Origin of the sequence: Streptomyces sp. AF1A (assembly GCF_047340315.1) — a bacterium.
In the GTDB taxonomy this organism is placed as follows: Bacteria; Actinomycetota; Actinomycetes; order Streptomycetales; family Streptomycetaceae; genus Streptomyces.
In genome coordinates, this window is record NZ_JBLEBI010000090.1 from 1 (window position 1) to 26,275 (window position 26,275).

The following is a 26,275-nucleotide window of genomic DNA, read 5'->3' on the forward strand; positions in this document are numbered from 1 at the left end:
CGCGGGCCGGTGCCCGAGCTGGCCCGGCGGTCGGCGACCGTGACCGCCGAGGTCGAGGTGACCGGCGACCCCTGGCTGAGCAGACCACGGGTGCGCGGCGATCACACGGCCCCGGTGGCGGTGCTGGTCCGCGCGGAGGTACGGCGCGTCGAGCGGCGCGACGGGAGCGCTGCGCGGACGCGGGCTCCGGTGCTGATGGTCGTCGACGCGGACGTTCCGGCGCCGCGGGGGAGCTCCGGGCCGTCGTCGACAGGGGGCGGCAGCGCCGGGCGCGGGGGGAGTGCCGAGCCGCCGCCGGGAGAGGAAGGGAGCACGGATTCACCCCCGGCTCCGGAACGGGGCGCCAGGGCGCCGTCGGGCACCGACGGCCGGGCCGCGGGTCGCCGCCGGGCCGCGTGGCTGGCTCTGCTGCCGTCCACACGGCTCCAGGTGGACGGACGGCTCGTGCCCGCGTCGGCGGGCGGCGACCGGACGGCGGCCGTACTGCGGGTGCGGGAACGGCCGGGGCCCCGGATCGTGGCGGGGCCGAGCGGAGCGCAACGGCTGGCGGGGCAACTCCGGGACGGGCTGCGGGAGGCGACCGAGGGTCTGCCGGAGGATGCGCGGGCGCTGCTGCCCGGATTGGTCGTCGGGGACACCTCGCGGATCACGCCCGAGCTGGACGACGCCTTCAAGGAGACGGACCTGGCCCACACGCTCGCCGTCTCCGGGAGCAACCTCACCGTCCTGCTCGCCCTGCTCATCGGACCGCCCGGGCTGGCCCAGCAGATCGAGCGCGGTGGCATCGCACCGCGCCTGGGGCTCTCCCTGCGGATGACCGCAGTGCTCGCGGGAGTGCTCACCCTGGGATTCGTGGAGGTGTGCCGGCCCGACCCCAGTGTGCTGCGGGCCGCCGCGTGCGGCGCGGTCGCGCTGCTCGCCCTGGCCACGGGGCGCCGCAGAACCCTGATCCCGGCGCTGGCCACGGCGGTCCTGCTGCTGGTGCTCTACGACCCGTGGCTGGCCCGCAGTTACGGCTTCCTGCTCTCGGTGCTGGCCACCGGGGCGCTGCTGGTGCTGGCACCGGGCTGGACCGAGGCGCTGCGGCGGCGCCGGGTGCCCCCGAGGCTCGCCGAGGCGCTGGGCGCGGCCGCTGCCGCGCAGGTCGTGTGCGCGCCGGTCGTGGCGGTGCTGTCGGCCCGGGTGAGCCTGGTGGCCGTGCCGTGCAACCTGCTGGCCGAGGTGGCGGTGGCACCGGCGACGGTGCTGGGCTTCGCCGCGCTCGCCGCGGCACCGGTGGCGATGCCACTGGCCAAGGCACTGGCCTGGTGCGCCGGTTGGCCGGTCCAGTGGATCGCCCGGGTCGCCCGTACCGGGGCGGCGCTGCCCGGCGCGGGAGTGGACTGGCCGGGGAGCTGGCCGGGCGCGCTGCTGCTCGCGGCGGTGACCGTGGCGGTCGTTGCGGCCGGACGGCGGTTGCTGCGGCACCCGTGGTGGTGCGGGCTGCTCGGGGTGCTGTTCCTGCTGGCGGTGGTGCGGCCGGCGCCGCTGACGCGGGTCCTGACGGGCTGGCCGCCGCCGGGCTGGCGGTTCGCGATGTGTGATGTCGGGCAGGGCGATGCGACGGTCCTGGCGGCGGGCGAGGGAGCCGGGGTGGTCGTGGACGCGGGACCCGACCCGGCGCTCGTCGACGACTGCCTGCGCCACCTGGGCATCACACGCATCCCCCTCCTCCTGCTGACCCACTTCCACGCCGACCATGTGGCGGGGCTGCCGGGCGTCCTGCGGGGCCGCACGGTCGCCGCGATCGAGACCACGGGACTCGAAGAACCGGCGCAGGAGGCGGAGTTCGTCAGCAGGGAGGCCGCCGCACGGCACATCCCGGTGACGCGGGCCGCCGCGGGGGAGGAGCGGCGCACCGGACCGCTGGCCTGGCGGGTCCTGTGGCCGCCGCCCGGCGCCCGGTCGCCCTCGGACCCGGGGGCACCCCCGCCGGGGCCGGGCACCGCGCCGGAGCTGGACGGTCCGAACGACGCCAGCGTGGCACTGCTCGTCCGCACAGGCGGGCTGCGGATGCTGTTGCTCGGAGACCTCGAACCCCCGGCCCAGCAGGCGCTGCTGCGGTCACCGGCGGCGGCCGAGCTGGCGGCGGTGGACGTGCTGAAGGTGGCCCATCACGGGTCGGCCTACCAGGACCCCGAGCTGATACGGCTCGCGGCTCCCCGGGTGGCCCTCATCAGCTGCGGTGCCGACAACCCGTACGGCCACCCGGCTCCGTCGACCGTGGCCGCGTTGCGGTCCGGTGGGGCGGTCGTCCTGCGCACCGACCGGGATGGAGCGCTTGCGGTCGCCGGGACCGAAGGGGCGGGCGGGGAGGTGAAGGTGGCGAGAGAGTGACGAGAGGTGAGGGGAAGGAGAGCGGTTCGCGAGGAGCGGGCTGAGGGCAGGGCAGGGAGCCGGGGCGCGGACGGTCACGGTCCGATGGGGCGTGGGGGGAGACGGGGCGATCGCCCAGACTGAGGACATGAACTCAGCTCAGGTCGATGCCTATCTCCGCCGGCTCGGGGTCGCCCGCCCGCGACGGGCCACCGGCGGGGCGCTGTGCGAACTGCACCTGCGCCATCTGCAGACCGTTCCCTTCGAGAACCTGTCGGTCCACCTCGGAGAGGAGATCGTGCTGGAGGAGAAGCGGCTGCTGGACAAGGTGACCGCGGCCCGGCGAGGCGGCTTCTGCTACGAACTGAACGGCGCGTTCGGCGCGTTGCTCGCCGCGCTCGGCTACGAGGTGGAGCTCCTCGCGGGCCGCGTGTACGGCGAGGAGGGCCGGCTCGGTATCCCCTACGACCATCTCGCGCTGCGGGTGGGGACGGCGGACGGGGAGACCTGGCTCGCCGATGTCGGGTTCGGGGCGCACAGCCATCACCCCCTGGCGTACGCGGAGCGCGGGGAGCAGGCCGATCCGGGCGGCGTGTTCCGGGTGGCGGAGGCCGGTCCGGACGCGGCCGGGGCGCGGGGCGGAGGTGAGGCGGCGGGCGCCGGGGACCTGGACGTCCTACGGGACGGCAGGCCGCAGTACCGGCTGGAGACGCGACCACGGGTGCTCGCGGACTTCGCGGCCGGTGCGTGGTGGCACAGCACCTCGCCGCTGTCGCACTTCATGCGGTCGCTGGTCTGCTCGCGGGTGACGGAGGACGGAGGGAGGATCACGCTCAGTGGGCGCACGCTGACGACGACGGGCGCCGACGGGGCGCGCGGGACACGGGAGTTGGACACGGACGAGGAGGTACTGGCGGTGTACCGGGAGCGGTTCGGGATCGAGCTGAGCCGCGTGCCCACCGTGCGGAGGCGGAATCCGAGCTGATGCCGCGGCCGCAGCAGCCCGTACCGGCCGTTCGGGGCGGGTGCCGGTGCCGGAGAATGGGGCCGTGAGCGATGTGAGACACGTGCTGGTGCTGCCCGACCGGGACGCGGCGGAGGAGGCGGCCGAGGCGCTCGGGGAGCGGTTCGGCATCGACGAGGAGCCGCGGCTGGTCCGGGACGCGCTGGCCGGTGAGGACGACGCCGAGGACGCCCAGTGGCTGGTGGTCCTGCGGGACGAGGAGAAGCGGCTGGACCCGGAGGCGCTGGACGCGTTCGCCGGCCAGTGGGACGGCTGGCGCGAGGAGCCGTAGCCCTGGCCGGGGAGATGGGGGATCGTCTCCCGCACCGGGTTGGGCACGGGGTCCGCGGGCGGGTCCTTGTCAGTGGGGCGTGGGATGCTTGTCACGATGGCCAGGAAGACTGCGAACGACGACCCGCTTGCCCCGGTGACACTCGCCGTGGGCCAGGAGGACCTGCTGCTCGACCGTGCCGTGCGGGAGGTCGTGGCCGCCGCCAGGGCCGCCGACGCCGACACGGACGTGCGGGACCTGACCCCGGACCAGTTGCAGCCCGGCACGCTCGCCGAGCTGACCAGCCCGTCGCTCTTCGCCGAGCGCAAGGTGGTGGTCGTACGCAACGCGCAGGATCTGTCGGCGGACACGATCAAGGACGTGAAGGCGTATCTCGGGGCGCCCGCCGAGGAGATCACGCTCGTGCTGCTGCACGCGGGCGGTGCGAAGGGCAAGGGGCTGCTCGATGCCGCGCGCAAGGCGGGGGCGCGGGAGGTGGCCTGCCCGAAGATGACCAAGCCGGCGGACCGGCTGGCGTTCGTGCGGGGGGAGTTCCGGACGGCGGGGCGGTCGGCGACGCCAGAGGCGTGCCAGGCGCTGTGCGACGCCATCGGCAGTGACCTGCGCGAGCTGGCGTCCGCGGTGGCGCAGTTGGTCGCGGACGTCGAGGGGACGATCGACGAGTCCGTGGTCGGGCGGTACTACACCGGGCGGGCCGAGGCCTCCAGCTTCACGGTCGCGGACCGGGCGGTGGAGGGGCGCACCGCGGAGGCGCTGGAGGCGCTGCGGTGGTCGCTGGCCACGGGCGTGGCGCCGGTGATGATCACCAGTGCGCTGGCACAGGGCGTGCGGGCCATCGGGAAGCTGTCCTCCGCGCGCGGCGGGCGGCCGGCCGATCTGGCGCGCGAGCTGGGGATGCCGCCGTGGAAGATCGACCGGGTGCGGCAGCAGATGCGGGGCTGGACGGCCGACGGCGTCTCGGTGGCCATGCGGGCCATCGCCGAGGCCGACGCCGGCGTGAAGGGCGGCGGGGATGATCCCGAGTACGCGTTGGAGAAGGCGGTGGTGACCATCGCTCGAGCCGCTCGCTCACGGGGGCGCGCTTAGAGCCCTGTGGGTTCGGCCTGCTGGGCTCGGTCGCGCGGGGCGTGCTTGGGGTCCGGTGGGTTCGGTCGCGTGGGGCGTGCACGGGGTCCCCCGGGTTCGGTCAGGCGGGCGGGCTCGGTCGCGTGGGGCGTGCCTGAGGCCGGGTGGGTTCGGTCAAGCGGGCGCGCCTGGGGTCCGGTGGGCTCGCTCACGTGGGGCGTGCATGGGGCTCGGTGGATTCGGCCGCGTGGGCGTGCCCGGGGTCCGGTGGGCTCGCTCACGCGGGGCGTGCATGGGGCTCGGTGGATTCGGCCGCGTGGGCGTGCCCGGGGTCCGGTGGGCTCGCTCACGAGGGTGTGCCTGGGGCCGGGTGGGCTCGGTCACGCGGGCGCGCCTGGGGCCGGGTGGGCTCGCTCACGCGGGCGCGCCCAGGGCAGGCCCGGAGCCCGGGGCGCCGTATGTCGAAGACCCCGTCACCCACCCTGGGGAAGAAGGGAGCCGGGGTCTTCGGTCAGGCTGTTGGATCCGTACCCGCGTGGCGAACGCAGGCCGCGTACGAATCCGGGGGTGCCGGGCGGGAGCGGATGAGAGAGGGCCCGCTCTGGGTCCTTCCGGCGGTCAGATCAGAAAGGGTGTTCAGCCCTTGACGGACGCGACCTTGGAAGCCAGCGCCGACTTCTTGTTGGCGGCCTGGTTCTTGTGGATGACGCCCTTCGAGACGGCCTTGTCGAGCGCACGCGCGGCAGCGCGCTGCAGCTCGACGGCCTTCTCGGCGTCACCCGCGGCGGCGGCCTCACGGGCCTTGCGGATCGCGGTCTTCAGGGAGGACTTGACGGCCTTGTTGCGCAGCCGCGCCTTCTCGTTGGTCTTGATCCGCTTGATCTGGGACTTGATGTTCGCCACGAAGGAGCCTTTTCAGGTTCTGGTGCGGGGCCGCACGGGTCCCGTACCGATGATCCAAAATTTCTCTGACGCGCCTCGCGCTGAGAGGGCATGAGGCACAGCCATCTACAGTACCAGTGGCCCTGCGAGCGGCCCAAAACGGCTCCCGGTCCCTCCCCGTGGGACCATGGAGACTACGTAACGATCCGACCCGAGGCATAAGGCGCCTCAAGAGACAGGACCCTGCGTGCCCGCGACCCCTAACCATGTGCCCGAGCCGAGCCGTACCGCCCCGGCTCTGATCCGCAATTTCTGCATCATCGCGCACATCGACCACGGCAAGTCCACGCTCGCCGACCGCATGCTCCAGCTGACCGGTGTGGTCGAGCAGCGGCAGATGCGTGCTCAGTACCTCGACCGGATGGACATCGAGCGCGAGCGCGGCATCACGATCAAGTCCCAGGCGGTGCGTCTGCCCTGGGCCCCGACCGAGGGCCCCGACCAGGGCACGACGCACATCCTCAACATGATCGACACCCCGGGGCACGTCGACTTCACGTACGAGGTCTCGCGGTCGCTGGCCGCCTGCGAGGGGACCATCCTGCTGGTCGACGCCGCCCAGGGCATCGAGGCGCAGACCCTCGCCAACCTCTATCTGGCGATGGAGAACGACCTCACGATCATCCCGGTCCTGAACAAGATCGACCTGCCGGCGGCGCAGCCGGAGAAGTTCGCCGAGGAGCTGGCGAACCTGGTCGGCTGCGACCCGGACGACGTGCTCAAGGTCTCCGCGAAGACCGGTCTCGGCGTCGACGCGCTGCTGAACAAGGTCGTCAAGGAGATCCCGGCGCCGGTCGGCGTCGCGGACGCCCCGGCCCGCGCGATGATCTTCGACTCGGTGTACGACTCGTACCGGGGCGTGGTGACGTACGTCCGTGTCATCGACGGCCAGCTCAACAAGCGCGAGCGCATCCGGATGATGTCGACCGGCGCCACGCACGAGCTGCTGGAGATCGGCGTCAGCTCGCCCGAGATGCTCCCGGCCGACGGCCTCGGCGTCGGTGAGGTGGGCTACCTCATCACCGGCGTGAAGGACGTCCGCCAGTCCAAGGTCGGTGACACCGTCACCAGCCAGAACAAGGGCGCCACCGAGGCCCTCGGCGGCTACAAGGACCCCAAGCCGATGGTCTTCTCGGGTCTGTATCCGCTGGACGGCTCCGACTACCCCGAGCTGCGCGAGGCGCTGGACAAGCTCCAGCTCAACGACGCCGCGCTGGTGTACGAGCCGGAGACCTCCGCCGCGCTCGGCTTCGGCTTCCGCGTCGGCTTCCTCGGCCTGCTGCACCTGGACGTGATCCGGGAGCGCCTGGAGCGCGAGTTCGGCCTCGACCTGATCGCCACCGCCCCCAACGTGGTCTACCGCGTGATCATGGAGGACGGCAGCGAGCACACGGTCACCAACCCGAGCGAGTTCCCCGAGGGCAAGATCCAGGAGGTCTACGAGCCGGTCGTACGGGCGACGATCCTCGCGCCGACCGAGTTCATCGGCGCGATCATGGAGCTGTGCCAGACCCGACGCGGCACCCTGCTCGGCATGGACTACCTGTCCGAGGACCGCGTCGAGATCCGCTACACCCTCCCGCTCGCGGAGATCGTCTTCGACTTCTTCGACCAGCTGAAGTCCAAGACGCGCGGCTACGCCTCCCTCGACTACGAGCCCACGGGCGAGCAGAGCAGCTCGCTCGTCAAGGTCGACATCCTGCTGCACGGCGACAAGGTGGACGCCTTCTCGGCGATCACCCACAAGGACCAGGCGTACGCGTACGGCGTACGGCTGGTCGCCAAGCTCAAGGAGCTGATCCCGCGGCAGAACTTCGAGGTGCCGGTGCAGGCCGCCATCGGCTCCCGGGTCATCGCCCGCGAGACCATCCGCGCCATCCGCAAGGACGTCCTCGCCAAGTGCTACGGCGGTGACATCTCCCGCAAGCGGAAGCTGCTGGAGAAGCAGAAGGAAGGCAAGAAGCGGATGAAGATGGTGGGTTCCGTGGAGGTTCCGCAGGAGGCCTTCATCGCCGTCCTGTCCAGCGATGACAGCGCGGGGTCGAGCAAGGCCAAGAAGTAACCGACGCCAACAGCGGGTCGCGCCCGTAAACCCGGACACACAGGGGCCCGTCGTGCGAAAGCGCGGCGGGCCCTACGCGTGCGTAGGGTCGCTCTGCGTGGAAAGTGACAGGCCGAAGCCCCTTACGCAGCGGCCGGTCGCCCCTTACCCTGTCCCTGCTCGATAGTTACTCGCGAGTTAAACAAGCGCGAACCCCACCGTGAGTTAGTCAGCCGCACCGAGTACAGCCGCACTGTCGCGGGCCCGGAGGATGTCGTGAGCGACACACAGACCCTGATCCAGAACCGTCCGCCGTCCGTGGCGACCCTCTTCCTGGAGCGCGTGGCGGCCACACCGGAGGCCGAGGCCTACCGCTACCCGGTGCCGCCCGCATCGGGCCAGGGCCCGGACGACTGGAGGTCGCTGAGCTGGGCGCAGGCGGCGGAGCGGGTGTACGCGATCGCGGCCGGCCTCATCGAGCTGGGCGTGCAGCCCGAGCAGCGGGTGGCGCTCGCCTCCTCCACCCGCGTCGAGTGGATCCTCGCCGACCTCGGCATCCTGTGCGCGGGCGGCGCCACCACGACGATCTACCCGCAGACCAATGCCGACGAGTCCGCGTTCATCCTCTCCGACTCCGAGAGCCGCGTGCTGATCGCCGAGGACGCGGGCCAGGTCGCGAAGGCGCTGGAGAAGCGCGCCGAGCTGCCCTACCTGACCAGGGTCGTCGTCATCGACCCGGCCGGCGCGGAGACGAGCGACTGGGTGATCACCCTCGCCGAGCTCGAGCGGCGCGGCGCGGCCTACCTGGAGCAGCATCCCCAGCTGATCAAGGAGCGGGTCGGCGCGCTCACCAGGGACCAACTCGCCACCCTCATCTACACCTCCGGCACCACCGGCCGTCCCAAGGGCGTGCGCCTGCCGCACGACAACTGGGCGTACATGGCGAAGGCGATCGCCGCGACCGGCCTGGTCGGCCGGGACGACGTGCAGTACCTGTGGCTGCCGCTGGCGCACGTCTTCGGCAAGGTGCTCACCTCGGGGCAGATCGAGGTCGGGCACGTCACCGCCGTCGACGGCCGCGTCGACAAGATCATCGAGAACCTTCCGGTGGTGCAGCCGACGTACATGGCGGCCGTGCCGCGCATCTTCGAGAAGGTCTACAACGGCGTCGCGGCCAAGGCCCGCGAGGGCGGTCCGGCCAAGTACAAGATCTTCCAGTGGGCCGCCGAGGTCGCCCGCGAGTACGCAAAGACCAGCCAGGACAACTTCCGGCGCACCGGCAACCGCACCGTGCCGTTCGGCCTGGCGGCCAAGCACAAGGTGGCCGACACGCTCGTCTACGGCAAGCTCCGCGAGGCCTTCGGCGGCCGGCTGCGCGCCTGCGTCTCCGGCGCCTCCGCGCTCGCCCCGGAGATCGGCTACTTCTTCGCCGGCGCCGGCATCCACATCCTGGAGGGCTACGGCCTCACCGAGTCCTCCGCGGCCTCCTTCGTCAACCCCGGCGAGGCCTATCGCACCGGCACGGTCGGCAAGCCGCTGCCCGGCACCGAGGTCCGCATCGCCGACGACGGCGAGATCCTGCTGCGCGGTCCCGGCATCATGCAGGGCTACCACAACCTGCCCGAGAAGACGGCCGAGGTGCTGGAGTCCGACGGCTGGTTCCACACCGGCGACATCGGCGAGCTGTCCCCCGACGGCTATCTGCGCATCACCGACCGCAAGAAGGACCTCATCAAGACCTCCGGCGGCAAGTACGTGGCCCCGGCCGAGGTCGAGGGCCAGTTCAAGGCGGTGTGCCCGTACGTCTCGAACATCCTCGTGCACGGCGCCGACCGGAACTACTGCACCGCCCTGATCGCCCTGGACGAGCTCGCCATCCAGGAGTGGGCGAAGGAGAACGGCCTGGCGGGCCGGTCGTACGCGGAGATCGTCGCGGCGCCGCAGACGGTCGAGATGGTCGACGGGTACGTCAAGCAGCTCAACGAGGGCCTGCAGCGCTGGCAGACCGTCAAGAAGTTCCGGCTGCTGCCGCGCGACCTGGACGTGGAGCACGGCGAGATCACGCCGAGCCTGAAGCTGAAGCGGCCCGTGGTGGAGCGGGAGTACAAGCACCTCATCGACGAGATGTACGCCGGCACGCGGGAGAAGTAGGGCCCTTGCCCGGGGGCGGCGGGGACCGTGGCACCGACACGGTCCCCGCCGCCCCCCGGGCATGTTGCGCTCACCACCGCTCGAAAGTGGCCGTCTTCTGTCCACTTCGGTGACTCACCGCTCATGGCCGCCCCCGGTCTGTCACCCTGGCCGCATGGACATGGCGGCCATACCGACGCAGCGGGAGAGCGAGACCCCACCCGGTGAGGCGCGGGGGCGGGCCACCCTGCACGGAAGCCCGCTCGCGCCCGGGTCCGCCCGGGCTCTGATCCGGGCCGCGCTCATGGACCTGCCGCAGGTCGCGCCCCGGCTCGTCGACGACGCCATGGCCGTGGTCAGCGAGCTGGTCACCAACGCCGTCGTGCACGCCGGCACCGACGTCCAGCTGGACTGGCGGCTGGAGGACGGCGGCGCCCTGGTCGTGGAGGTCCGCGATCAGCACCCCTCCCGCGCGCCGCGCGACGCGGCCGCCGGCGAGCCGCCGTACGACACTCCCGAGTACGGGCGCGGGCTGCGCCTGGTCGGCACGCTCGCCGAATCCTGGGGCGTCACCTACCGCACCGGCGCCAAGACGGTGTGGGCCCGGCTGCCCCCGGGCGGCAGCGAGACGCCGGCCGGCCCCGGCCCGCGCGACGCCCTGGAGGTCGCCGAGGACCTGGCCCCGCAGCCGCTGCGCGCCGACGGGGAGGGGGACTGGCTCGGCCGGGGCGCGCTGTCCTTCCTCGCCGAGGCCTCCGACCTGCTCGCCGGGCAGCTGGACGAGAACCTGGTCGCCGCCCTCACCGGCCAGCTGATCGTGCCGCGGCTCGCCGACTGGTGCGCGGTGTGGCTGGAGGACGAGGCGTCCGTGCGCGGCGGCGCCGGCGGCGGACCGGCGCGGGTCTGGCACGCCAGCGAGAACCGCATCGAGGAGCTGCGCTGCGCGCTGGAGAAGGAGCCGCCGGGCCCCCGGGAGGGGCTGCTGCGCTCCGGCCCCGAGCCGTACCCCTGGCCCGGCGCCGCGCTCGGCCCCCAGGGCGCCGACGGCACGGCGCTGGCGTACCGGCTGATCGCGGGCGGCCGGCCGCTGGGCACGCTGGTCATCGGCCGGTGCGGGCTCGCCCGGTTTCCCGACGAGGTCACCGGGCTCGTCGAGGACCTCAGCCGCCGGGTGGCCCTCGCCATCGGCGCGGCCCGGCAGTACGCCCGCCAGGCCACCATCAGCGCCGTCCTGCAGCGCGGCCTGCTGCCGGGGGCGGTCGCCGAGATCCCCGGGATGCGCAGCGCCCTCGTCTACGAGCCCTGCGACAAGGGCGGCCCCAGCGGCGACTTCTACGACCTGTTCCCGGCGGGCGACGGCCGCTGGTGCTTCGCCGTCGGCGACGTCCAGGGCAAGGGCCCCGAGGCGGCGGTCGTGATCGGCCTCGCCCGCCCCTGGCTGCGGCTGCTCGCCCGCGAGGGCTACCGGGTCGCCGACGTCCTCGACCGGCTCAACCAGCTCCTCCTGGACGACGCCACCGAGGCCGCCGACGCCGCCGCCCGCGCCCTGGTCGCCGCCGGAGGCCGCCCCCTGGTCGCCGGCGACGGCCCGCAGACCCGCTTCCTGTCCCTGCTCTACGGCGAGCTGACGCCGTACGACGGCGGGGTCCGCTGCACCCTCGCCTCCGCCGGGCACCCCCTGCCGCTGCTGCTCGGCCCGGACGGCGCCGTGCGCACGGCCGCCCGCCCGCAGACCCTGCTCGGTGTGGTCGAGGACGAGACCTACACCAGCGAGACCCTCGACCTGCGGCCCGGCGACAGCCTGCTGTGCGTCACCGACGGGGTGACCGAGCGGCGCTGCGGCTCCCGCCAGTTCGACGACGGCGACGGGCTGGCGCGCGCCCTGTCCGGCTGTGCCGGGCTCGGCGCGGAGCTGATCGCTGAAAGGATCCGCCGCCTGGTGCACGACTTCGGCGGCGGCCTGCCGGAGGACGATCTGGCGCTGCTGGTGCTCCAGGCGGAGTGACCGCGCCGGTGCTGGACAATGGAGGGCATGCCTTCCGCACTCCCCGACGGCGAGCCCGTTCCCGAGGACGGCGCGCTGCCCGCGTCCGCGCTCGCCGGGGCCGCAGCTCGCTCCCTCGGCTTCTACCTGCACGTCCCGTACTGCGCGACCCGCTGCGGCTACTGCGACTTCAACACCTACACCGCGACCGAGCTGCGCGGCACGGGCGGGGTGCTGGCCTCCCGCGACAACTACGCGGACACCCTCGTGGACGAGATCCGGCTGGCCCGGAAGGTGCTCGGCGACGACCCGCGCCCGGTGCGCACGGTCTTCGTCGGCGGCGGCACGCCCACGCTGCTGGCCGCCGGCGACCTCGTACGGATGCTGGCGGCCGTCCGCGACGAGTTCGGCCTGGCGCCGGACGCCGAGATCACGACGGAGGCGAACCCGGAGTCGGTCGACCCGGCGTACCTCGCCACGCTCCGGGAGGGCGGCTTCAACCGGATCTCCTTCGGCATGCAGAGCGCGCGGCGGCATGTGCTGAAGATCCTCGACCGCACGCACACCCCCGGCCGTCCCGAGGCCTGCGTGACGGAGGCACGGGCGGCGGGCTTCGAGCACGTCAACCTGGACCTGATCTACGGCACGCCGGGCGAGAGCGACGACGACTGGCGGGCCTCCCTGGACGCCGCGATCGGCGCCGGGCCCGACCACATCAGCGCGTACGCGCTCATCGTCGAGGAGGGCACCCAGCTCGCCCGGCGCATCCGCCGGGGCGAGATCCCGATGACCGACGACGACGTGCACGCCGACCGCTACCTGATCGCGGAGTCGGTGCTGTCCGAGGCGGGCTTCGACTGGTACGAGGTCTCCAACTGGGCCACCTCGCAGGCGGGCCGCTGCCTGCACAACGAGCTGTACTGGCGGGGCGCCGACTGGTGGGGGGCCGGTCCGGGGGCGCACTCGCACGTGGGCGGCGTGCGCTGGTGGAACGTCAAGCACCCGGGCGCCTACGCGGCGGCCCTGGCGTCGGGGAGGTCGCCGGGCGCCGGCCGGGAGCTGCTGTCCGACGAGGACCGGCGCGTGGAGCGCGTCCTGCTGGAGCTCCGGCTGCGGGAGGGCGTGCCGCTGTCCCTGCTGAAGGAGGAGGGGCTTGCGGCGTCCCGGCGCGCGCTGGCGGACGGGCTCCTGCAGCCGGGGCCGTACGAGGAGGGCCGGGCCGTGCTGACCCTGCGGGGTCGCCTGCTGGCCGATGCGGTGGTACGGGACCTGGTGGACTGATCACCGAGCCGGTTCGGCACGCTTCCGCCGCCGGCCGCTACGCCGTGACGAAGTCGATCAGCTCCTCCACCCGTCCCAGCAGCTCCGGCTCCAGGTCCTTGTAGGACCCCACCCGCTGCAGGACCGCCCGCCACACCGCCCCGGTGTTCTCCGCCGGCCAGCCCAGCGTCCGGCACACGCCCGTCTTCCAGTCCTGCCCGCGCGGCACCTTCGGCCACGCCTCGATCCCCAGCGCCGACGGCTTCACGGCCTCCCAGATGTCGATGTACGGGTGTCCCACCACCAGCGCGTGGTCACTGGTCACCGACTCCGCGATCCGCCACTCCTTCGTACCCGGCACCAAGTGGTCCACGAGCACGCCCAGCCGCGCGTCCGGACCCGGGGCGAACTCGGCCACGATCGCCGGCAGGTCGTCCACGCCCTCCAGGTACTCCACGACCACGCCCTCCACGCGCAGGTCGTCGCCCCAGACCTTCTCGACGAGCTCGGCGTCGTGCCGGCCCTCGACGTAGATGCGGCCGGCGCGGGCCACGCGCGCCCGTGCGCCGGGGACGGCGACCGAGCCGGAGGCGGTGCGGGCGGGCCGTACCGGGCCGCCGGACGAGGGGCGGACCAGGGTCACCACCTTGCCCTCCAGCAGGAAGCCGCGCGGCTCCAGCGGGAACACCCGGTGCTTGCCGAAGCGGTCCTCCAGGGTCACCGTGCCCGCCTCGCAGCGGATCACCGCGCCGCAGAACCCGGTGCCGGGCTCCTCCACCACCAGTCCCGGCTCCGCCGGCACCTCCGGCACGGGCCGCTGCCTCTTCCACGGCGGGGTCAGGTCGGCGGAGTACACACGAGGGCGCGGGCCCTCGCTGGAGGCGCGGTGGCGGGAGACGGGTGGGCGCATTCGGATGACGATAGGAGAAGCCGCACACCCGCGCTCACGACACGCCGAAACGCGCTGCCAGGGCGTCCCGTTGACGCCGTACGAAGCCCGCGTCCACCACCGCGCCGTGACCGGGCACGTACAGCGCGTCGCCGCCGCCGAGGGCCAGCAGCCGGTCCAGGGCGTCCGGCCAGCGCGAGGGTACGGCGTCCGGGCCCGCCTGGGGCTCGCCGGACTCCTCGACCAGGTCGCCGCAGAAGACCACCTCCGGGGAGCCGGGCACCAGCACCGCCAGGTCGTACGCGGTGTGGCCGGGCCCCACGTTGGCCAGCAGCACCTGCCGGCCGGCGCCCAGGTCGAGCGTCCACTCGCCGGAGACCAGGTGCCGGGGCGCGGCCAGGGCGTCCACCGCCTCGTCCGCGTCCGCCGCCGGCAGGCCGTTCCTGATCGCGTCCAGGCGCAGCTCCTCGCGCTCGTACGCGAGCACCGCGTCGACGCCGACCGCCGCGTACACCTGGGCGCCGGCGAACGCCGCGGCGCCGAAGACATGATCGAAGTGGGGGTGGGTCAGCGCGAGATGGGTCACACGGTGGCCCGCCAGCCGCTGCGCCCGCTCCCGCAGCCGCGCGCCCTCGGCCAGGCTCGAACCGGCGTCCACGACGAGCGCCGCGCCCTCGCCGACGACCAGTCCCGCCGTGCAGTCCCAGCCGGGCAGCCGGCACCGCCCGGCCCCCGCGGACAGCCGCTCCCACCCCAGCTCTTCCCAAGTCACCGTCATACCGCGACGCTAGCCGTACGACCAGCTGAGGCGGGACCGACCTTGCCCCGGGTGTACCCCACAGCCGTACACTGGGCCGGGGAGCGCTGGCACTCGCGTGCGAAGAGTGCCAGGCCTCGGGGAGCCGCGGACAGACGGGACGACATGCTGGAGGTGCGCGCGGATGCTCAGTGAACGCAGGCTGCAGGTGCTGCGCGCGATCGTCCAGGACTATGTCGGCACGGAGGAGCCCGTGGGCTCCAAGGCGCTCACCGAGCGGCACAACCTCGGCGTCTCCCCGGCGACCGTCCGCAACGACATGGCGGCCCTGGAGGACGAGGGGTACATCGCCCAGCCGCACACCAGCGCGGGGCGCATCCCCACCGACAAGGGCTACCGGCTGTTCGTGGACAAGCTGGCGGGCGTCAAGCCGATGACCGGGCCCGAGCGCCGTGCGATCCAGAACTTCCTGGAGGGCGCCGTCGACCTCGACGACGTCGTGGCGCGCACGGTGCGGCTGCTCGCGCAGCTGACCCGGCAGGTCGCCGTCGTGCAGTACCCGTCCCTGACCCGGTCCACCGTGCGGCACGTGGAACTGCTCTCGCTCGCCCCCGCGCGCGTGATGCTCGTGCTGATCACGGACACCGGCCGGGTGGAGCAGCGGATGGTCGACTGCCCGGCGCCGTTCGGCGAGACGTCCCTGGCGGATCTGCGCGCGCGGCTGAACAGCCGGGTGGCGGGCCGCCGCTTCACGGACGTGCCGAAGCTGGTCGAGGACCTGCCGGACGCCTTCGAGGCCGAGGACCGCGGTACGGTCTCCATGGTGCTCTCCACCCTTCTGGAGACACTCGTGGAGGAGAACGAGGAGCGGCTGATGATCGGCGGCACCGCCAATCTCACGCGCTTCGCGCATGACTTTCCCCTCACGATCCGGCCCGTCCTGGAGGCCCTCGAGGAGCAGGTCGTGCTCCTCAAGCTCCTCGGCGAGGCCAAGGATCCGGGCGTGACCGTGCGCATCGGGCACGAGAACGCCCATGAAGGACTCAACTCCACCTCCGTGGTGTCGGTGGGCTACGGTTCGGGCGGCGAGGCGGTTGCCAAGCTCGGCGTGGTCGGACCGACCCGCATGGACTACCCGGGAACGATGGGAGCGGTACGCGCAGTGGCACGGTACGTCGGACAGATCCTGGCGGAGTCGTAAGTGGCCACGGACTACTACGCCGTTCTCGGCGTGCGCCGCGACGCGTCGCAGGAAGAGATCAAGAAGGCCTTCCGGCGGCTCGCCCGCGAGCTGCACCCGGACGTCAATCCGGACCCGAAGACCCAGGAGCGGTTCAAGGAGATCAACGCCGCCTACGAGGTGCTGTCGGACCCGCAGAAGAAGCAGGTCTACGACCTCGGCGGCGACCCGCTCTCGCAGTCCGGCGGCGCCGGTGCGGGCGGCTTCGGGGCCGGCGGCTTCGGCAACTTCTCCGACATCATGGACGCGTTCTTCGGCACGGCGTCGCAGCGCGGCCCGCGCTCGCGCACCCGGCGCGGCCAGGACGCGATGATCCGGATCGAGGTCGAGCTGGACGAGGCGGCCTTCGGCACGACCAAGGACATCCAGGTCGACACCGCGGTCGTCTGCAACACCTGCAACGGCGAGGGCGCGGCCCCGGGCACGTCCGCCCAGACGTGCGACATGTGCCGCGGCCGCGGTGAGGTCTCCCAGGTCACCCGGTCCTTCCTGGGCCAGGTCATGACCTCCCGGCCCTGCCCCCAGTGCCAGGGCTTCGGCACGGTCGTGCCGACGCCGTGCCCGGAGTGCGCCGGCGACGGCCGCGTCCGCTCCCGGCGCACGCTCACCGTGAAGATCCCGGCCGGTGTCGACAACGGCACCCGGATCCAGCTCGCCGGCGAGGGCGAGGTCGGTCCCGGCGGCGGTCCGGCCGGCGACCTGTACGTCGAGATCCACGAGCTGCCGCACCCCACCTTCCAGCGGCGCGGCGACGACCTGCACTGCACGGTGACGATCCCGATGACGGCCGCGGCGCTCGGCACCAAGGTGCCGCTGGAGACCCTGGACGGCATGGAGGAGGTCGACATCCGGCCCGGTACCCAGTCCGGCCAGTCGATCCCGCTGCACAACCGTGGCGTCACGCATCTGCGCGGCGGCGGCCGGGGCGACCTGATCGTGCACGTCGAGGTGCAGACCCCGACCAAGCTCGACCCGGAGCAGGAGCACCTGCTGCGCGAGCTGGCCAAGCTGCGCGGTGAGGAACGGCCGCAGGGCCAGTTCCAGCCGGGTCAGCAAGGGCTGTTCTCGCGGCTGAAGGACGCGTTCAACGGGCGCTGACACGGGCCCCGATCGGCGGGGTTGCCCCTGGCCCGTGCCAGGGGTCGCCCGGATTCGGACTTGTGCACAGGACGTGACAACATGCGGTCATGTCCTCCGCGCTGACCGATCTCCTCCCCTACCCGATCGTGCAGGCACCCATGGCGGGCGGCGTCTCCGTCCCGCAGCTCGCCGCCGCCGTCTGCGAGGCCGGTGGCCTCGGGTTCCTCGCCGCCGGGTACAAGACCGCCGACGGCATGTACCAGGAGATCAAGCAGCTGCGGGGGCTCACCGGCCGCCCGTTCGGCGTGAACGTGTTCCTGCCCCAGCCGGAGTACTCCGGTGCGCACACCGGCTCCGCCGCAGCGGGTGCCGCCGCGCCCCCGCACGCCGGCGCCGTGGAGCTGTACGCCCACCAGCTGGCCGGCGAGGCCGCCTGGTACGAGACCGAGCTGGGTGACCCGGACAGCGGCCGGGACGACGGCTACGAGGTCAAGCTCGCCGTCCTCCTCGACAACCCGGTGCCGGTGGTCTCCTTCCACTTCGGCGTGCCGAGCCGGGACGTCGTCGAGCGGCTGCGCCGGGCCGGCACCGTCACGCTGGTCACCGCCACCACCGCCGAGGAGGCCCTGGCGGTGGAGCGGGCCGGGGCGGACGCGGTGATCGCGCAGGGCGTGGAGGCCGGCGGTCACCAGGGCACGCACCGCGACCAGCCGGAGAACGACGGCTGCGGCATCGGACTGCTGTCGCTGATCGCGCAGATCCGCGAGACCGTGCGCATCCCCGTGGTCGCCGCCGGCGGCATCATGCGCGGCGGCCAGATCGCCGCGGTCCTCGCCGCGGGCGCGTGCGCGGCCCAGCTGGGCACCGCCTTCCTCGCCACCCCCGAGTCCGGCGCCCGGCCGGAGCACAAGCAGGCGCTGACCAACCCGCTCTTCGCGCGGACCGAGCTGACCCGCGCGTTCTCCGGCCGCCCCGCGCGCGCTCTGGTCAACCGCTTCGTGCGCGAGCACGGCCCGTACGCCCCGGCCGCCTACCCGGAGATCCACCACCTCACCTCTCCGCTGCGCAAGGCCGCCGCGAAGGCCGGGGACGCGCAGGGCATGGCGCTGTGGGCGGGGCAGGGCCACCGGCTGGCCCGGGAGCTGCCCGCCGGGCGGCTGGTGGAGGTGCTGGCCGACGAACTCGCCGCCGCCCGGGCGGCGCTGTCGGCCGACGGGGGCCGGCGATGACCGCGCCGGTGTTCGTCGTCGACCACTTCGACGCGGACGGCGGCCGCTATGTGCTCGACGGGCCGGAAGGCCGCCACGCCGTCTCGGTGAAGCGGCTGCAGCCCGGCGAGGAGGTCGTCCTCACCGACGGGGCGGGACGCCACGCGGTGTGCGAGGTGATCGGCACGGAGGGCAAGGACCGGCTGATCGTGCACATGAGCGGGATCGCCGAGGAGCCCGCGCCCACCCCGCGGATCACCGTCGTCCAGGCGCTGCCCAAGGGCGACCGGGGCGAACTCGCGGTCGAGACCATGACCGAGGTCGGCGTGGACGCCATCGTGCCCTGGCAGGCGGCCCGTTGCATCACCCAGTGGAAGGGCGAGCGGGGCCTGAAGGCGCTCGGCAAGTGGCGGGCCACCGCGCGCGAGGCCGGCAAGCAGTCCCGCCGCCTGCGCTTCCCCGAGGTCGCGGACGCCGCGACGACCAAGCGGGTCGCCGCGCTGCTCGCCGAGGCCGACTTCGCCGGCGTGCTCCACTCCGACTTCGCGCACGCGAGCGAGCCGCTGGCCACCGCCCAACTCCCCGCCGAGGGCGAGATCGTGCTGGTGGTCGGCCCCGAAGGCGGCGTGTCGCGCGACGAGCTGGCGCTGTTCGAGGAGGCGGGCGCGAGGGCGTACGTGCTGGGTCCTACCGTGTTGCGCACATCCACCGCCGGCACCGCCGCCGCGGCCCTGCTGCTGGGACGCACCGGCCGCTGGTCCTGACACCACCTGGGGGACACCATGGAACTCGCCCAAGTCCGGCTCCTGGTCACCGACTTCGCCGCCTGCTACCGCTTCTACGCCGACGTCCTCGGCCTCAAGCCGCAGTCCGGGGCGACCGAGGGGCCCTACGAGAAGTTCAGCCCGCACACCGGATCCGCCGGGATCGCGCTGCAGGACCGGGCGATGATGGCCGAGATCCTGGACGAGCTGGGCGGCGCCGCCACCGGGCACCGCTCGCTGGTGGTGCTGCGCGTGGACGACCTCGACGCCTACTGCGCGGAGATCACCTCCCGGGGCGCCACCCTCCAGCACGGCCCCGCCCCCATGACCGACCGCATGCGCGTCGCCCACGTCAAGGACCCGGAGGGCAACCTGGTCGAACTCCAGGAGTGGCTCCTGCTGCGAGCCTGACGCCCGCGGCGGGCGCCGACCCGAACGGATGAGTGGCCGTATGCGGCCTTCCGTGTCGCCGGTGGCGGTGGCACGCTGCCCTGCATGGGGGCTCTGGGACGGATGCGGGGCGGGACGCGCGGGACGCGGGCGGCGGTCGCCGCGGGGCTGGCCGTGGTGGCCGGCGGTGTGCTGGCGGGATGTCAGCCGGGTGATCTCGACACGGCGAGCGCCGCCTACACGACCGACACCACCGCCACGGCCAGGCTGAAACGCCAGCACGTGGACGTCAGCTGGCTCACCTGCACCGGCCGTTACGCCGGCGGGAGCGCCGCGCGGGGGACGCCGTCGCCGAGCGAGAGCACCGTCGTCTCGGTCGACTGCCAGGGCGAGACCGGCGACCGGCGGAAGATCACCGTCACCGGGCGGGTGACCAGGGCCGTCGACGGGGCCTGCGTGCGCGGGGACCTGACGGCCCGGGTCGGCGGTAGACGGGTGTTCCACGTCAGCGGGCTCGGCGACTGCGACGCCACACCCGGGCCGACGTACCGCCCGCCCACCCGGCCCGGCGGCGGGCAGCCCACCGTGACGGTCACCGTCACCCGGACCATCTGGTGCAAGGGGGACCCGACCTGCTGGCCCGTCGAGGGCAAGTGATCGAAAAGGGGGCGCGGACCGGCACCCCCTGCGTACAGTGACAACGTGACTCAGGGCGCTACGACAGGAACCTCCGGCTACCTCCGATTCCCGCACCTGCACGGCGACTTGGTGACCTTCACCGCCGAGGACGACGTGTGGCTGGCCCCCCTCGACGGCGGCCGGGCCTGGCGGCTCAGTGCCGACAACATGCCGGTCAACCACCCCCGGATCTCGCCCGACGGCACCACCGTCGCCTGGACCTCCACCCGCGACGGCGCCCCCGAGGTGCACATCGCACCGGTCGCCGGGGGCCCGGCCAAGCGCCTCACGCACTGGGGGAGCAGGAAGACCCAGGTGCGCGGCTGGACGCCGGACGGCGAGGTCCTCGCGATCAGCGCCGCCGGCCAGCCCAGCCTGTCCCGCACCTGGGCCCGCACCGTCCCGCTGGACGGCGGACCCGCCGGCACCCTGCCGTACGGGCCCGTCGGCGACCTCGCCTACGGCCCGCACCCCGTGCTGCTGTCCGCGACGATGGGCCGCGAGGCAGCCTGGTGGAAGCGCTACCGGGGCGGCACGGCGGGCAAGCTGTGGATCGACCGGGAGGGCGGCGGGGAGTTCGTCCGGCTGCACGAGGAGCTGGACGGCAACATCGAGTACCCCTTCTGGGTCGGCGACCGCATCGCGTTCCTCTCCGACCACGAGGGCTCCGGCGCCCTGTACTCCTCCCTCGCCGACGGCTCGGACCTGCGCCGGCACACGCCCCTCGACGGCTTCTACGCGCGGCACGCCGCCACCGACGGCCACCGGGTCGTCTACTCCAGCTCGGGCGAACTCTGGCTGCTCGACGACCTCGACGGCGCCGAGCCGCGCCGGCTCCCGGTCCGGCTCGGCGGGCCGCGCGTGGACCTGCAGCCGTTCCCGGTGAACGCCTCCCGCTGGTTCGGCGCGGCCGCCCCCGACCACACCGCGCGCGGCAGCGCGGTCGCCGTGCGGGGCGCCGTCCACTGGGTCACCCACCGCTCCGGCCCCGCCCGCGCCCTCGCCGCGCAGCCCGGCGTACGGGCCCGGCTGCCCCGCACCTTCCGCGCCGAGGGCGAGGAGTGGGTGGTGTGGGTGACGGACGCCGAGGGCGAGGACGCCCTGGAGTTCGTGCCCGCCACCGGCGTCGCCGTCGGCGCGACCCCGCGCCGCCTGGCCGCCGGACGCCTCGGCCGGGTCCTGGCACTCGCGATGGCCCCCGACGGCAGCCGGGCCGCCGTCGCCTCCCACGACGGCCGGCTGCTGCTGGTCGAGCGCGAGAGCGGCGAGGTGCGCGAGGTCGACCGCAGCGAGGACGGCGACGTCAGCGACCTCGCCTTCTCGCCCGACTCCGCCTGGCTCGCCTGGTGCCACCCCGGACCGAGCCCGCTGAGCCAGCTGCGCCTCGCCAACACCACCGACCTGTCGGTCACCGAGGCGACCCCGCTGCGCTTCCACGACTACGCCCCCGCCTTCACCCTCGACGGCAGGCACCTGGCCTTCCTCTCCCACCGCTCCTTCGACCCGGTCTACGACGAGCACGTCTTCGACCTGGCCTTCCTGGAGAGCGCCCGGCCGTACCTGATCACGCTGGCCGCGACCACGCCGTCCCCGTTCGGGCCGCAGCGGCACGGCCGCCCCTTCGAGACCTCCGACAAGGAGGAGACCCCGGACAGCGAGGGCGTGCCGACGACCCGGATCGACCTGGAGGGGCTCGCCGACCGCATCGTGCCCTTCCCGGTCGAGGCCGCCCGCTACTCCAACCTGCGCGCCGCCAAGGACGGCGTGCTCTGGCTGCGGCACCCGGTGCGCGGCGTCCTCGGTGCCTCCCGCGCCACGCCCGACGACCCCGACCCCAAGACCGAACTGGAGCGCTACGACCTGGCCCAGCACCGCCTGGAGCACCTGGCCGCCGACGCCGACCACTTCGAGGTCAGCGGCGACGGCAAGCGGGTGCTGCTGTGGACCGACGGCAAGCTGAAGGTCGTCCCCAGCGACCGGCGGGCCTCCGGCGACGAGGACAGCGACTCCAACATCACCGTCGACCTGAGCCGGATCCGGCAGACCGTCGACCCGGCCGCCGAGTGGCGGCAGATGTACGAGGAGACGGGCCGCCTCATGCGGGACCACTTCTGGCGGCCCGACATGGGCGGGGTCGACTGGGCCGGCGTCCTCGACCGCTACCGGCCCGTCCTCGCCCGCCTCGCCACCCACGACGACCTGGTGGACCTGCTGTGGGAGGTGCACGGCGAGCTCGGCACCTCGCACGCCTACGTCACCCCGCACGGCGGCCTCGGCGACGGCCCCCGCCAGGGACTGCTCGGCGCGGACATCTCCCGGCACGAGGACGGCCGTTGGCGCATCGACCGCATCCTGCCGTCGGAGTCCTCCGACCCGGACGCGCGCAGCCCGCTCGCCGCGCCCGGCGTCGCGGTCCGCCCCGGGGACGCGATCGTCGCCGTGGGCGGACAGCCGGTCGACCCGGTGGCCGGCCCCGGTCCGCTGCTGATCGGTACGGCCCACAAGCCCGTCGAGCTGACCGTCTCCCCCTCCGGGGGCGGCGACCCCCGGCACGCCGTGGTGGTCCCGCTCGCGAACGAGGAGCCGCTGCGCTACCACGCCTGGGTCGCCGACCGGCGGGCCTACGTCCACGAGCGGTCCGGCGGCCGGCTGGGCTACCTCCACGTGCCCGACATGCAGGCGCCCGGCTGGGCCCAGATCCACCGCGACCTGCGCGTCGAGGTCGCCCGGGAGGGCCTCGTCGTCGACGTGCGCGAGAATCGCGGCGGCCACACCTCGCAGCTCGTGGTGGAGAAGCTGGCCCGCCGGATCGTCGGTTGGGACCTGCCGCGCGGCATGCGCCCCGAGAGCTACCCGAGGGACGCGCCCCGCGGCCCCGTCGTCGCCGTCGCCAACGAGTTCTCCGGCTCCGACGGGGACATCGTCAACGCCGCGATCAAGGCGCTCGGCATCGGCCCGGTCGTCGGCACCCGCACCTGGGGCGGCGTCATCGGCATCGACAGCCGCTACCACCTGGTCGACGGCACCCTGATCACCCAGCCGAAGTACGCGTTCTGGCTGGAGGGTTACGGCTGGGGCGTGGAGAACCACGGCGTCGACCCGGACGTGGAGGTCGTCCAGTGCCCGCAGGACTGGGCGGCGGGACGCGACGTCCAGCTGGACGAGGCGATACGGCTGGCGCTGGAGGCGCTGGAGTCGGTGCCCGCGAAGACCCCGCCGGTCCTGCCCGCCTGAGGGGCGCGGGCGAACCCGGGACCGCCCGCGGCCGACCGACTACCATGCCTCCGTATCGATCACCGGCGAAAGCGAGCGCACGCGCATGGCTGGAGAACCGCAGGACGACTGCCTCTTCTGCAAGATCGTCGCGGGGACGATCCCGGCGACGGTCGTCCGCGAGACGGAGACCACCGTCGCCTTCCGGGACATAAACCCCCAGGCCCCCACCCATGTCCTGGTGATCCCGAAGGCGCACTACGAGAACGCCGCCGCGCTCGCCGCCGGGGCGCCGCAACTCGCCGCCGACGTGCTGCGCGAGACCCAGGCCGTCGCCGACGACGAGAAGCTGGAGAGCTACCGCGTCGTCTTCAACACCGGCAGCGGCGCCGGCCAGACCGTCTGGCACGCCCACGCGCACGTCCTCGGCGGCCGCGGCCTCGAATGGCCCCCCGGGTAGGACGCCGTGTCCGTCCGTGAACTGGTGGTCCTCGGCACCGCCAGCCAGGTGCCGACCCGGCACCGCAACCACAACGGCTACCTGCTGCGGTGGGACGGCGAGGGCATCCTCTTCGACCCCGGCGAGGGCACGCAGCGGCAGATGCTGCGCGCCGGGGTCGCCGCCCACGACGTCAACCGGATCTGCGTCACCCACTTCCACGGTGACCACTGCCTCGGCCTCGCCGGCGTCATCCAGCGGATCAACCTCGACAAGGTGCCGCACGAGGTCACCGCGCACTACCCGCGCTCCGGGCAGCGCTTCTTCGACCGGCTGCGCTACGCCACCGCCTACCGGGAGACGGTCCGCCTCACCGAGGCGCCGGTGGCCGAGGAGGGCACCCTGGCGGCGACGGCGTCGTACACCCTTCAGGCCCGCAGGCTGTCGCACCCGGTGGAGTCCTACGGCTACCGGCTGGTCGAACCCGACGGCCGCCGCATGCTGCCCGACCGGCTCACCGCGCGCGGCATCGGGGGCCCGGACGTGGGAGTGATCCAGCGCGAGGGCCGGCTCGGGGACGTGACGCTGGAGGACGTCAGTGAGGTCCGGCGCGGGCAGCGGTTCGCGTTCGTCATGGACACCCGGCTGTGCGAGGGCGTGTACGCGCTCGCCGAGGGCTGCGACCTGCTGGTCATCGAGTCCACGTTCCTCGACGAGGACGCGGAACTGGCCGTCGAGTACGGTCACCTGACGGCCGGGCAGGCGGCCGCCGTGGCCCGCGACGCCGGCGTGCGCCACCTGGTCCTCACCCACTTCAGCCAGCGGTACTCCGAGCCCGAGGCGTTCGAGCGGCAGGCGCGGGCCGCCGGGTTCGAGGGCGAGCTGACCGTGGCCCACGACCTGCAGCGAGTGCCGGTTCCGAGACGTCGGTGAAGGCGCCGTACGATGCTTCGATGCCCCTCCCGAAAGCAGAACTGCACCTCCACATCGAAGGCACTCTGGAGCCCGAGCTCGCCTTCGAGCTGGCCGCCCGCAACGGCGTGACCCTCCCGTACGCCGGCACCGAGGCGCTGCGCGAGGCATACCGGTTCGAGGACCTGCAGTCCTTCCTGAACCTGTACTACGAGCTGATGGCCGTGCTGCGCACCGAGCAGGACTTCGCCGACCTGGCGAACGCGTATCTGGCCCGCGCCGCCGCGCAGGGCGTGCGGCACGCGGAGATCTTCTTCGACCCGCAGGCCCACCTCGCCCGGGGCGTGTCCCTGGGCACGGTGGTGGAGGGGCTGTGGCGGGCGCTCGGGAGCAGCGAGGAGAACCACGGGGTCTCCACCGCGCTGATCATGTGCTTCCTGCGCGACGAGTCCGCCGAGTCCGCGCTGCGGACCCTGCGCGCCGCCGAGCCCTACCTGGACCGGATCACCGGGGTCGGTCTGGACTCCGCCGAGGTCGGGCACCCGCCGGCGAAGTTCCGCGAGGTGTACGAGGCCGCGGCCGGGCTCGGGCTGCGGCGCGTGGCGCACGCCGGTGAGGAGGGGCCGCCGCAGTACATCACGGAGGCGCTCGACGTGCTCGGCGTGGAGCGGATCGACCACGGTCTGCGCTGCATGGAGGACCCGGCGCTGGTGGAGCGGCTGGTGCGGGACCGCATCCCGCTCACGCTGTGCCCGCTGTCCAACATCCGGCTGCGGACCGTGGACACCCTCGCCGACCATCCGCTGCCGGCCATGCTCGACGCGGGCCTGCTGTGCACGGTCAACTCCGACGACCCGGCGTACTTCGGCGGGTACGCCGGCGACAACTTCGCGGCCGTGCACGGCACCCTCGGCCTGACCGAGGACCGGCTGCGCGAGCTGGCCCGCAACTCCTTCCTCGCCTCGTTCCTGGAGGACGACGAGGAGCGCCGGGCCCGCTACCTCGCCGAGGTGGACGCGTACGAGTTCGGGGACGCGGTGTCGTAGGCGTCCCGGGCGGGCACGGCGGGCGTCTCCACCGCGACTTCCACGACCGGCAGGGGCCGCCCGCCCGTCCGCAGCGCCACCGCCGTCATCGGCACGGCCACCAGCAGCAGACCGGCGGCCAGCACCTGGCCCATCACCGCGAAGCCCGCCGATCGCGCCAGCACGCTCCCGGTCAGCGGTCCCGCCGCCGCGCCCAGCGAGGCCGCCGAGCCGACGAACACCGCCCAGCGGCCGCGCGGGTCGAGTGCGGCGGCGAGGCCGATGACGTACGTCAGCACGATGGGGTAGAGCAGGTTCCAGGAGATCTCGCCGGCGGCGAAGGACGGCAGGTCGCCCGCGGACGCGCTGAGCGCGACGCAGCCCGCGATCAGTGCCGTACCGGCGCCGATGGGCACCGCGCGGCCCAGCCGCGGGCCGAGCGCGCTCGCGCCCAGCACCCCGAGCAACCCGGCGCCGAGCGCGACGGCGAACACCGCGCCGACGGTCACCTCGGTGAGGTGGGCCTGGGCGAGGCCGATGCGGCCGCTGACGCCCCACAGCGCGTTCTGGGCGAGGGACCAGCAGGGCATGGCAGCGGCCAGCAGCAG

21 protein-coding genes and 1 pseudogene are annotated in these 26,275 nt (G+C 73.6%); 18 read left to right on the forward strand and 4 right to left on the reverse strand.

Translation table 11 applies throughout. The features are described 5' to 3' along the window. The 4 genes from ACLU3S_RS22490 to holA all read left to right on the forward strand — a co-directional run. A partial coding sequence (locus tag ACLU3S_RS22490; protein WP_413953725.1) for a ComEC/Rec2 family competence protein occupies window positions 1-2,376 on the forward strand: 2,376 nt, incomplete at its 5' end. Between the two features lie 127 nt (window positions 2,377-2,503). Beyond that, window positions 2,504-3,340, forward strand: a complete 837-nt coding sequence (locus tag ACLU3S_RS22495; RefSeq protein WP_413953726.1) for an arylamine N-acetyltransferase family protein — start codon at window positions 2,504-2,506, stop codon at window positions 3,338-3,340. A gap of 64 nt (window positions 3,341-3,404) precedes the next feature. Then, window positions 3,405-3,650 carry a hypothetical protein gene (locus ACLU3S_RS22500; RefSeq protein WP_413953727.1) on the forward strand — a complete coding sequence of 82 codons (246 nt, stop codon included), beginning with the start codon at window positions 3,405-3,407 and terminating at the stop codon, window positions 3,648-3,650. Between the two features lie 96 nt (window positions 3,651-3,746). Next, window positions 3,747-4,736 carry a DNA polymerase III subunit delta gene (gene holA, locus ACLU3S_RS22505; protein WP_413953728.1) on the forward strand — a complete coding sequence of 330 codons (990 nt, stop codon included), beginning with the start codon at window positions 3,747-3,749 and terminating at the stop codon, window positions 4,734-4,736. A gap of 615 nt (window positions 4,737-5,351) precedes the next feature. On the opposite strand, the gene rpsT is transcribed toward holA, so the two are convergent. Continuing rightward, window positions 5,352-5,618 (reverse strand): 30S ribosomal protein S20, encoded by a 267-nt coding sequence (gene rpsT / locus ACLU3S_RS22510; protein ID WP_413953729.1) that lies wholly within the window; start codon window positions 5,616-5,618, stop codon window positions 5,352-5,354. 226 nt (window positions 5,619-5,844) lie between these two features. Here rpsT and lepA point away from each other — a divergent pair, with 226 nt between their 5' ends. The 4 genes from lepA (at window position 5,845) to hemW (ending at window position 13,093) form a co-directional block, all read left to right on the forward strand. Beyond that, a complete protein-coding gene (lepA, locus tag ACLU3S_RS22515) occupies window positions 5,845-7,719 on the forward strand; it encodes a translation elongation factor 4 (protein WP_413953730.1) in 1,875 nt (624 codons plus the stop codon). Window positions 7,720-7,974: 255 nt separating this feature from the next. Then, entirely contained in the window at window positions 7,975-9,849 is a 1,875-nt protein-coding gene (locus ACLU3S_RS22520; RefSeq protein ID WP_413953731.1) for an AMP-dependent synthetase/ligase, read from the forward strand. Between the two features lie 160 nt (window positions 9,850-10,009). Next, entirely contained in the window at window positions 10,010-11,833 is a 1,824-nt protein-coding gene (locus tag ACLU3S_RS22525; RefSeq protein WP_413953744.1) for a SpoIIE family protein phosphatase, read from the forward strand. 27 nt (window positions 11,834-11,860) lie between these two features. Beyond that, window positions 11,861-13,093, forward strand: a complete 1,233-nt coding sequence (hemW, locus tag ACLU3S_RS22530) for a radical SAM family heme chaperone HemW (protein ID WP_413953732.1) — start codon at window positions 11,861-11,863, stop codon at window positions 13,091-13,093. Window positions 13,094-13,130: 37 nt separating this feature from the next. Here hemW and ACLU3S_RS22535 read toward each other — a convergent pair whose 3' ends face one another. Then, window positions 13,131-13,982 (reverse strand): DUF3097 domain-containing protein, encoded by an 852-nt coding sequence (locus tag ACLU3S_RS22535; RefSeq protein ID WP_413953733.1) that lies wholly within the window; start codon window positions 13,980-13,982, stop codon window positions 13,131-13,133. 34 nt (window positions 13,983-14,016) lie between these two features. Then, window positions 14,017-14,739, reverse strand: coding sequence for an MBL fold metallo-hydrolase (locus ACLU3S_RS22540; RefSeq protein ID WP_413953734.1), 723 nt, complete (start codon window positions 14,737-14,739; stop codon window positions 14,017-14,019). A gap of 163 nt (window positions 14,740-14,902) precedes the next feature. On the opposite strand from ACLU3S_RS22540, the gene hrcA reads away from it, so the two are divergent. The 10 genes from hrcA (at window position 14,903) to ACLU3S_RS22590 (ending at window position 25,688) form a co-directional block, all read left to right on the forward strand. Continuing rightward, a complete protein-coding gene (hrcA, locus tag ACLU3S_RS22545) occupies window positions 14,903-15,919 on the forward strand; it encodes a heat-inducible transcriptional repressor HrcA (protein WP_413953735.1) in 1,017 nt (338 codons plus the stop codon). Further along, window positions 15,920-17,056 (forward strand): molecular chaperone DnaJ, encoded by a 1,137-nt coding sequence (gene dnaJ / locus ACLU3S_RS22550; protein WP_413953736.1) that lies wholly within the window; start codon window positions 15,920-15,922, stop codon window positions 17,054-17,056. 89 nt (window positions 17,057-17,145) lie between these two features. Continuing rightward, complete coding sequence (locus ACLU3S_RS22555; protein WP_413953737.1) at window positions 17,146-18,267, forward strand: nitronate monooxygenase; 1,122 nt, start codon at window positions 17,146-17,148, stop codon at window positions 18,265-18,267. Beyond that, entirely contained in the window at window positions 18,264-19,010 is a 747-nt protein-coding gene (locus tag ACLU3S_RS22560; protein WP_413953738.1) for a 16S rRNA (uracil(1498)-N(3))-methyltransferase, read from the forward strand. The genes ACLU3S_RS22555 and ACLU3S_RS22560 overlap by 4 nt, the downstream gene beginning before the upstream one ends. Before the next feature lie 18 nt (window positions 19,011-19,028). Beyond that, the gene (locus ACLU3S_RS22565) at window positions 19,029-19,421 is read left to right on the forward strand and encodes a VOC family protein (protein ID WP_413953739.1); all 393 of its coding nucleotides are present in this window, start codon (window positions 19,029-19,031) and stop codon (window positions 19,419-19,421) included. 84 nt (window positions 19,422-19,505) lie between these two features. Continuing rightward, the gene (locus tag ACLU3S_RS22570) at window positions 19,506-20,057 is read left to right on the forward strand and encodes a hypothetical protein (protein ID WP_413953740.1); all 552 of its coding nucleotides are present in this window, start codon (window positions 19,506-19,508) and stop codon (window positions 20,055-20,057) included. A gap of 108 nt (window positions 20,058-20,165) precedes the next feature. Next, window positions 20,166-23,312, forward strand: a complete 3,147-nt coding sequence (locus ACLU3S_RS22575; RefSeq protein ID WP_413953745.1) for a S41 family peptidase — start codon at window positions 20,166-20,168, stop codon at window positions 23,310-23,312. A gap of 85 nt (window positions 23,313-23,397) precedes the next feature. Further along, complete coding sequence (locus tag ACLU3S_RS22580; RefSeq protein WP_413953741.1) at window positions 23,398-23,751, forward strand: histidine triad nucleotide-binding protein; 354 nt, start codon at window positions 23,398-23,400, stop codon at window positions 23,749-23,751. Window positions 23,752-23,757: 6 nt separating this feature from the next. Continuing rightward, window positions 23,758-24,663, forward strand: a complete 906-nt coding sequence (locus ACLU3S_RS22585) for a ribonuclease Z (RefSeq protein WP_413953742.1) — start codon at window positions 23,758-23,760, stop codon at window positions 24,661-24,663. Window positions 24,664-24,683: 20 nt separating this feature from the next. Continuing rightward, the gene (locus ACLU3S_RS22590) at window positions 24,684-25,688 is read left to right on the forward strand and encodes an adenosine deaminase (RefSeq protein WP_413953743.1); all 1,005 of its coding nucleotides are present in this window, start codon (window positions 24,684-24,686) and stop codon (window positions 25,686-25,688) included. Here ACLU3S_RS22590 and ACLU3S_RS22595 read toward each other — a convergent pair. Further along, a pseudogene (locus ACLU3S_RS22595) lies at window positions 25,640-26,275 on the reverse strand (MFS transporter); the annotation flags it as partial. The gene ACLU3S_RS22590 and the pseudogene ACLU3S_RS22595 overlap by 49 nt on opposite strands.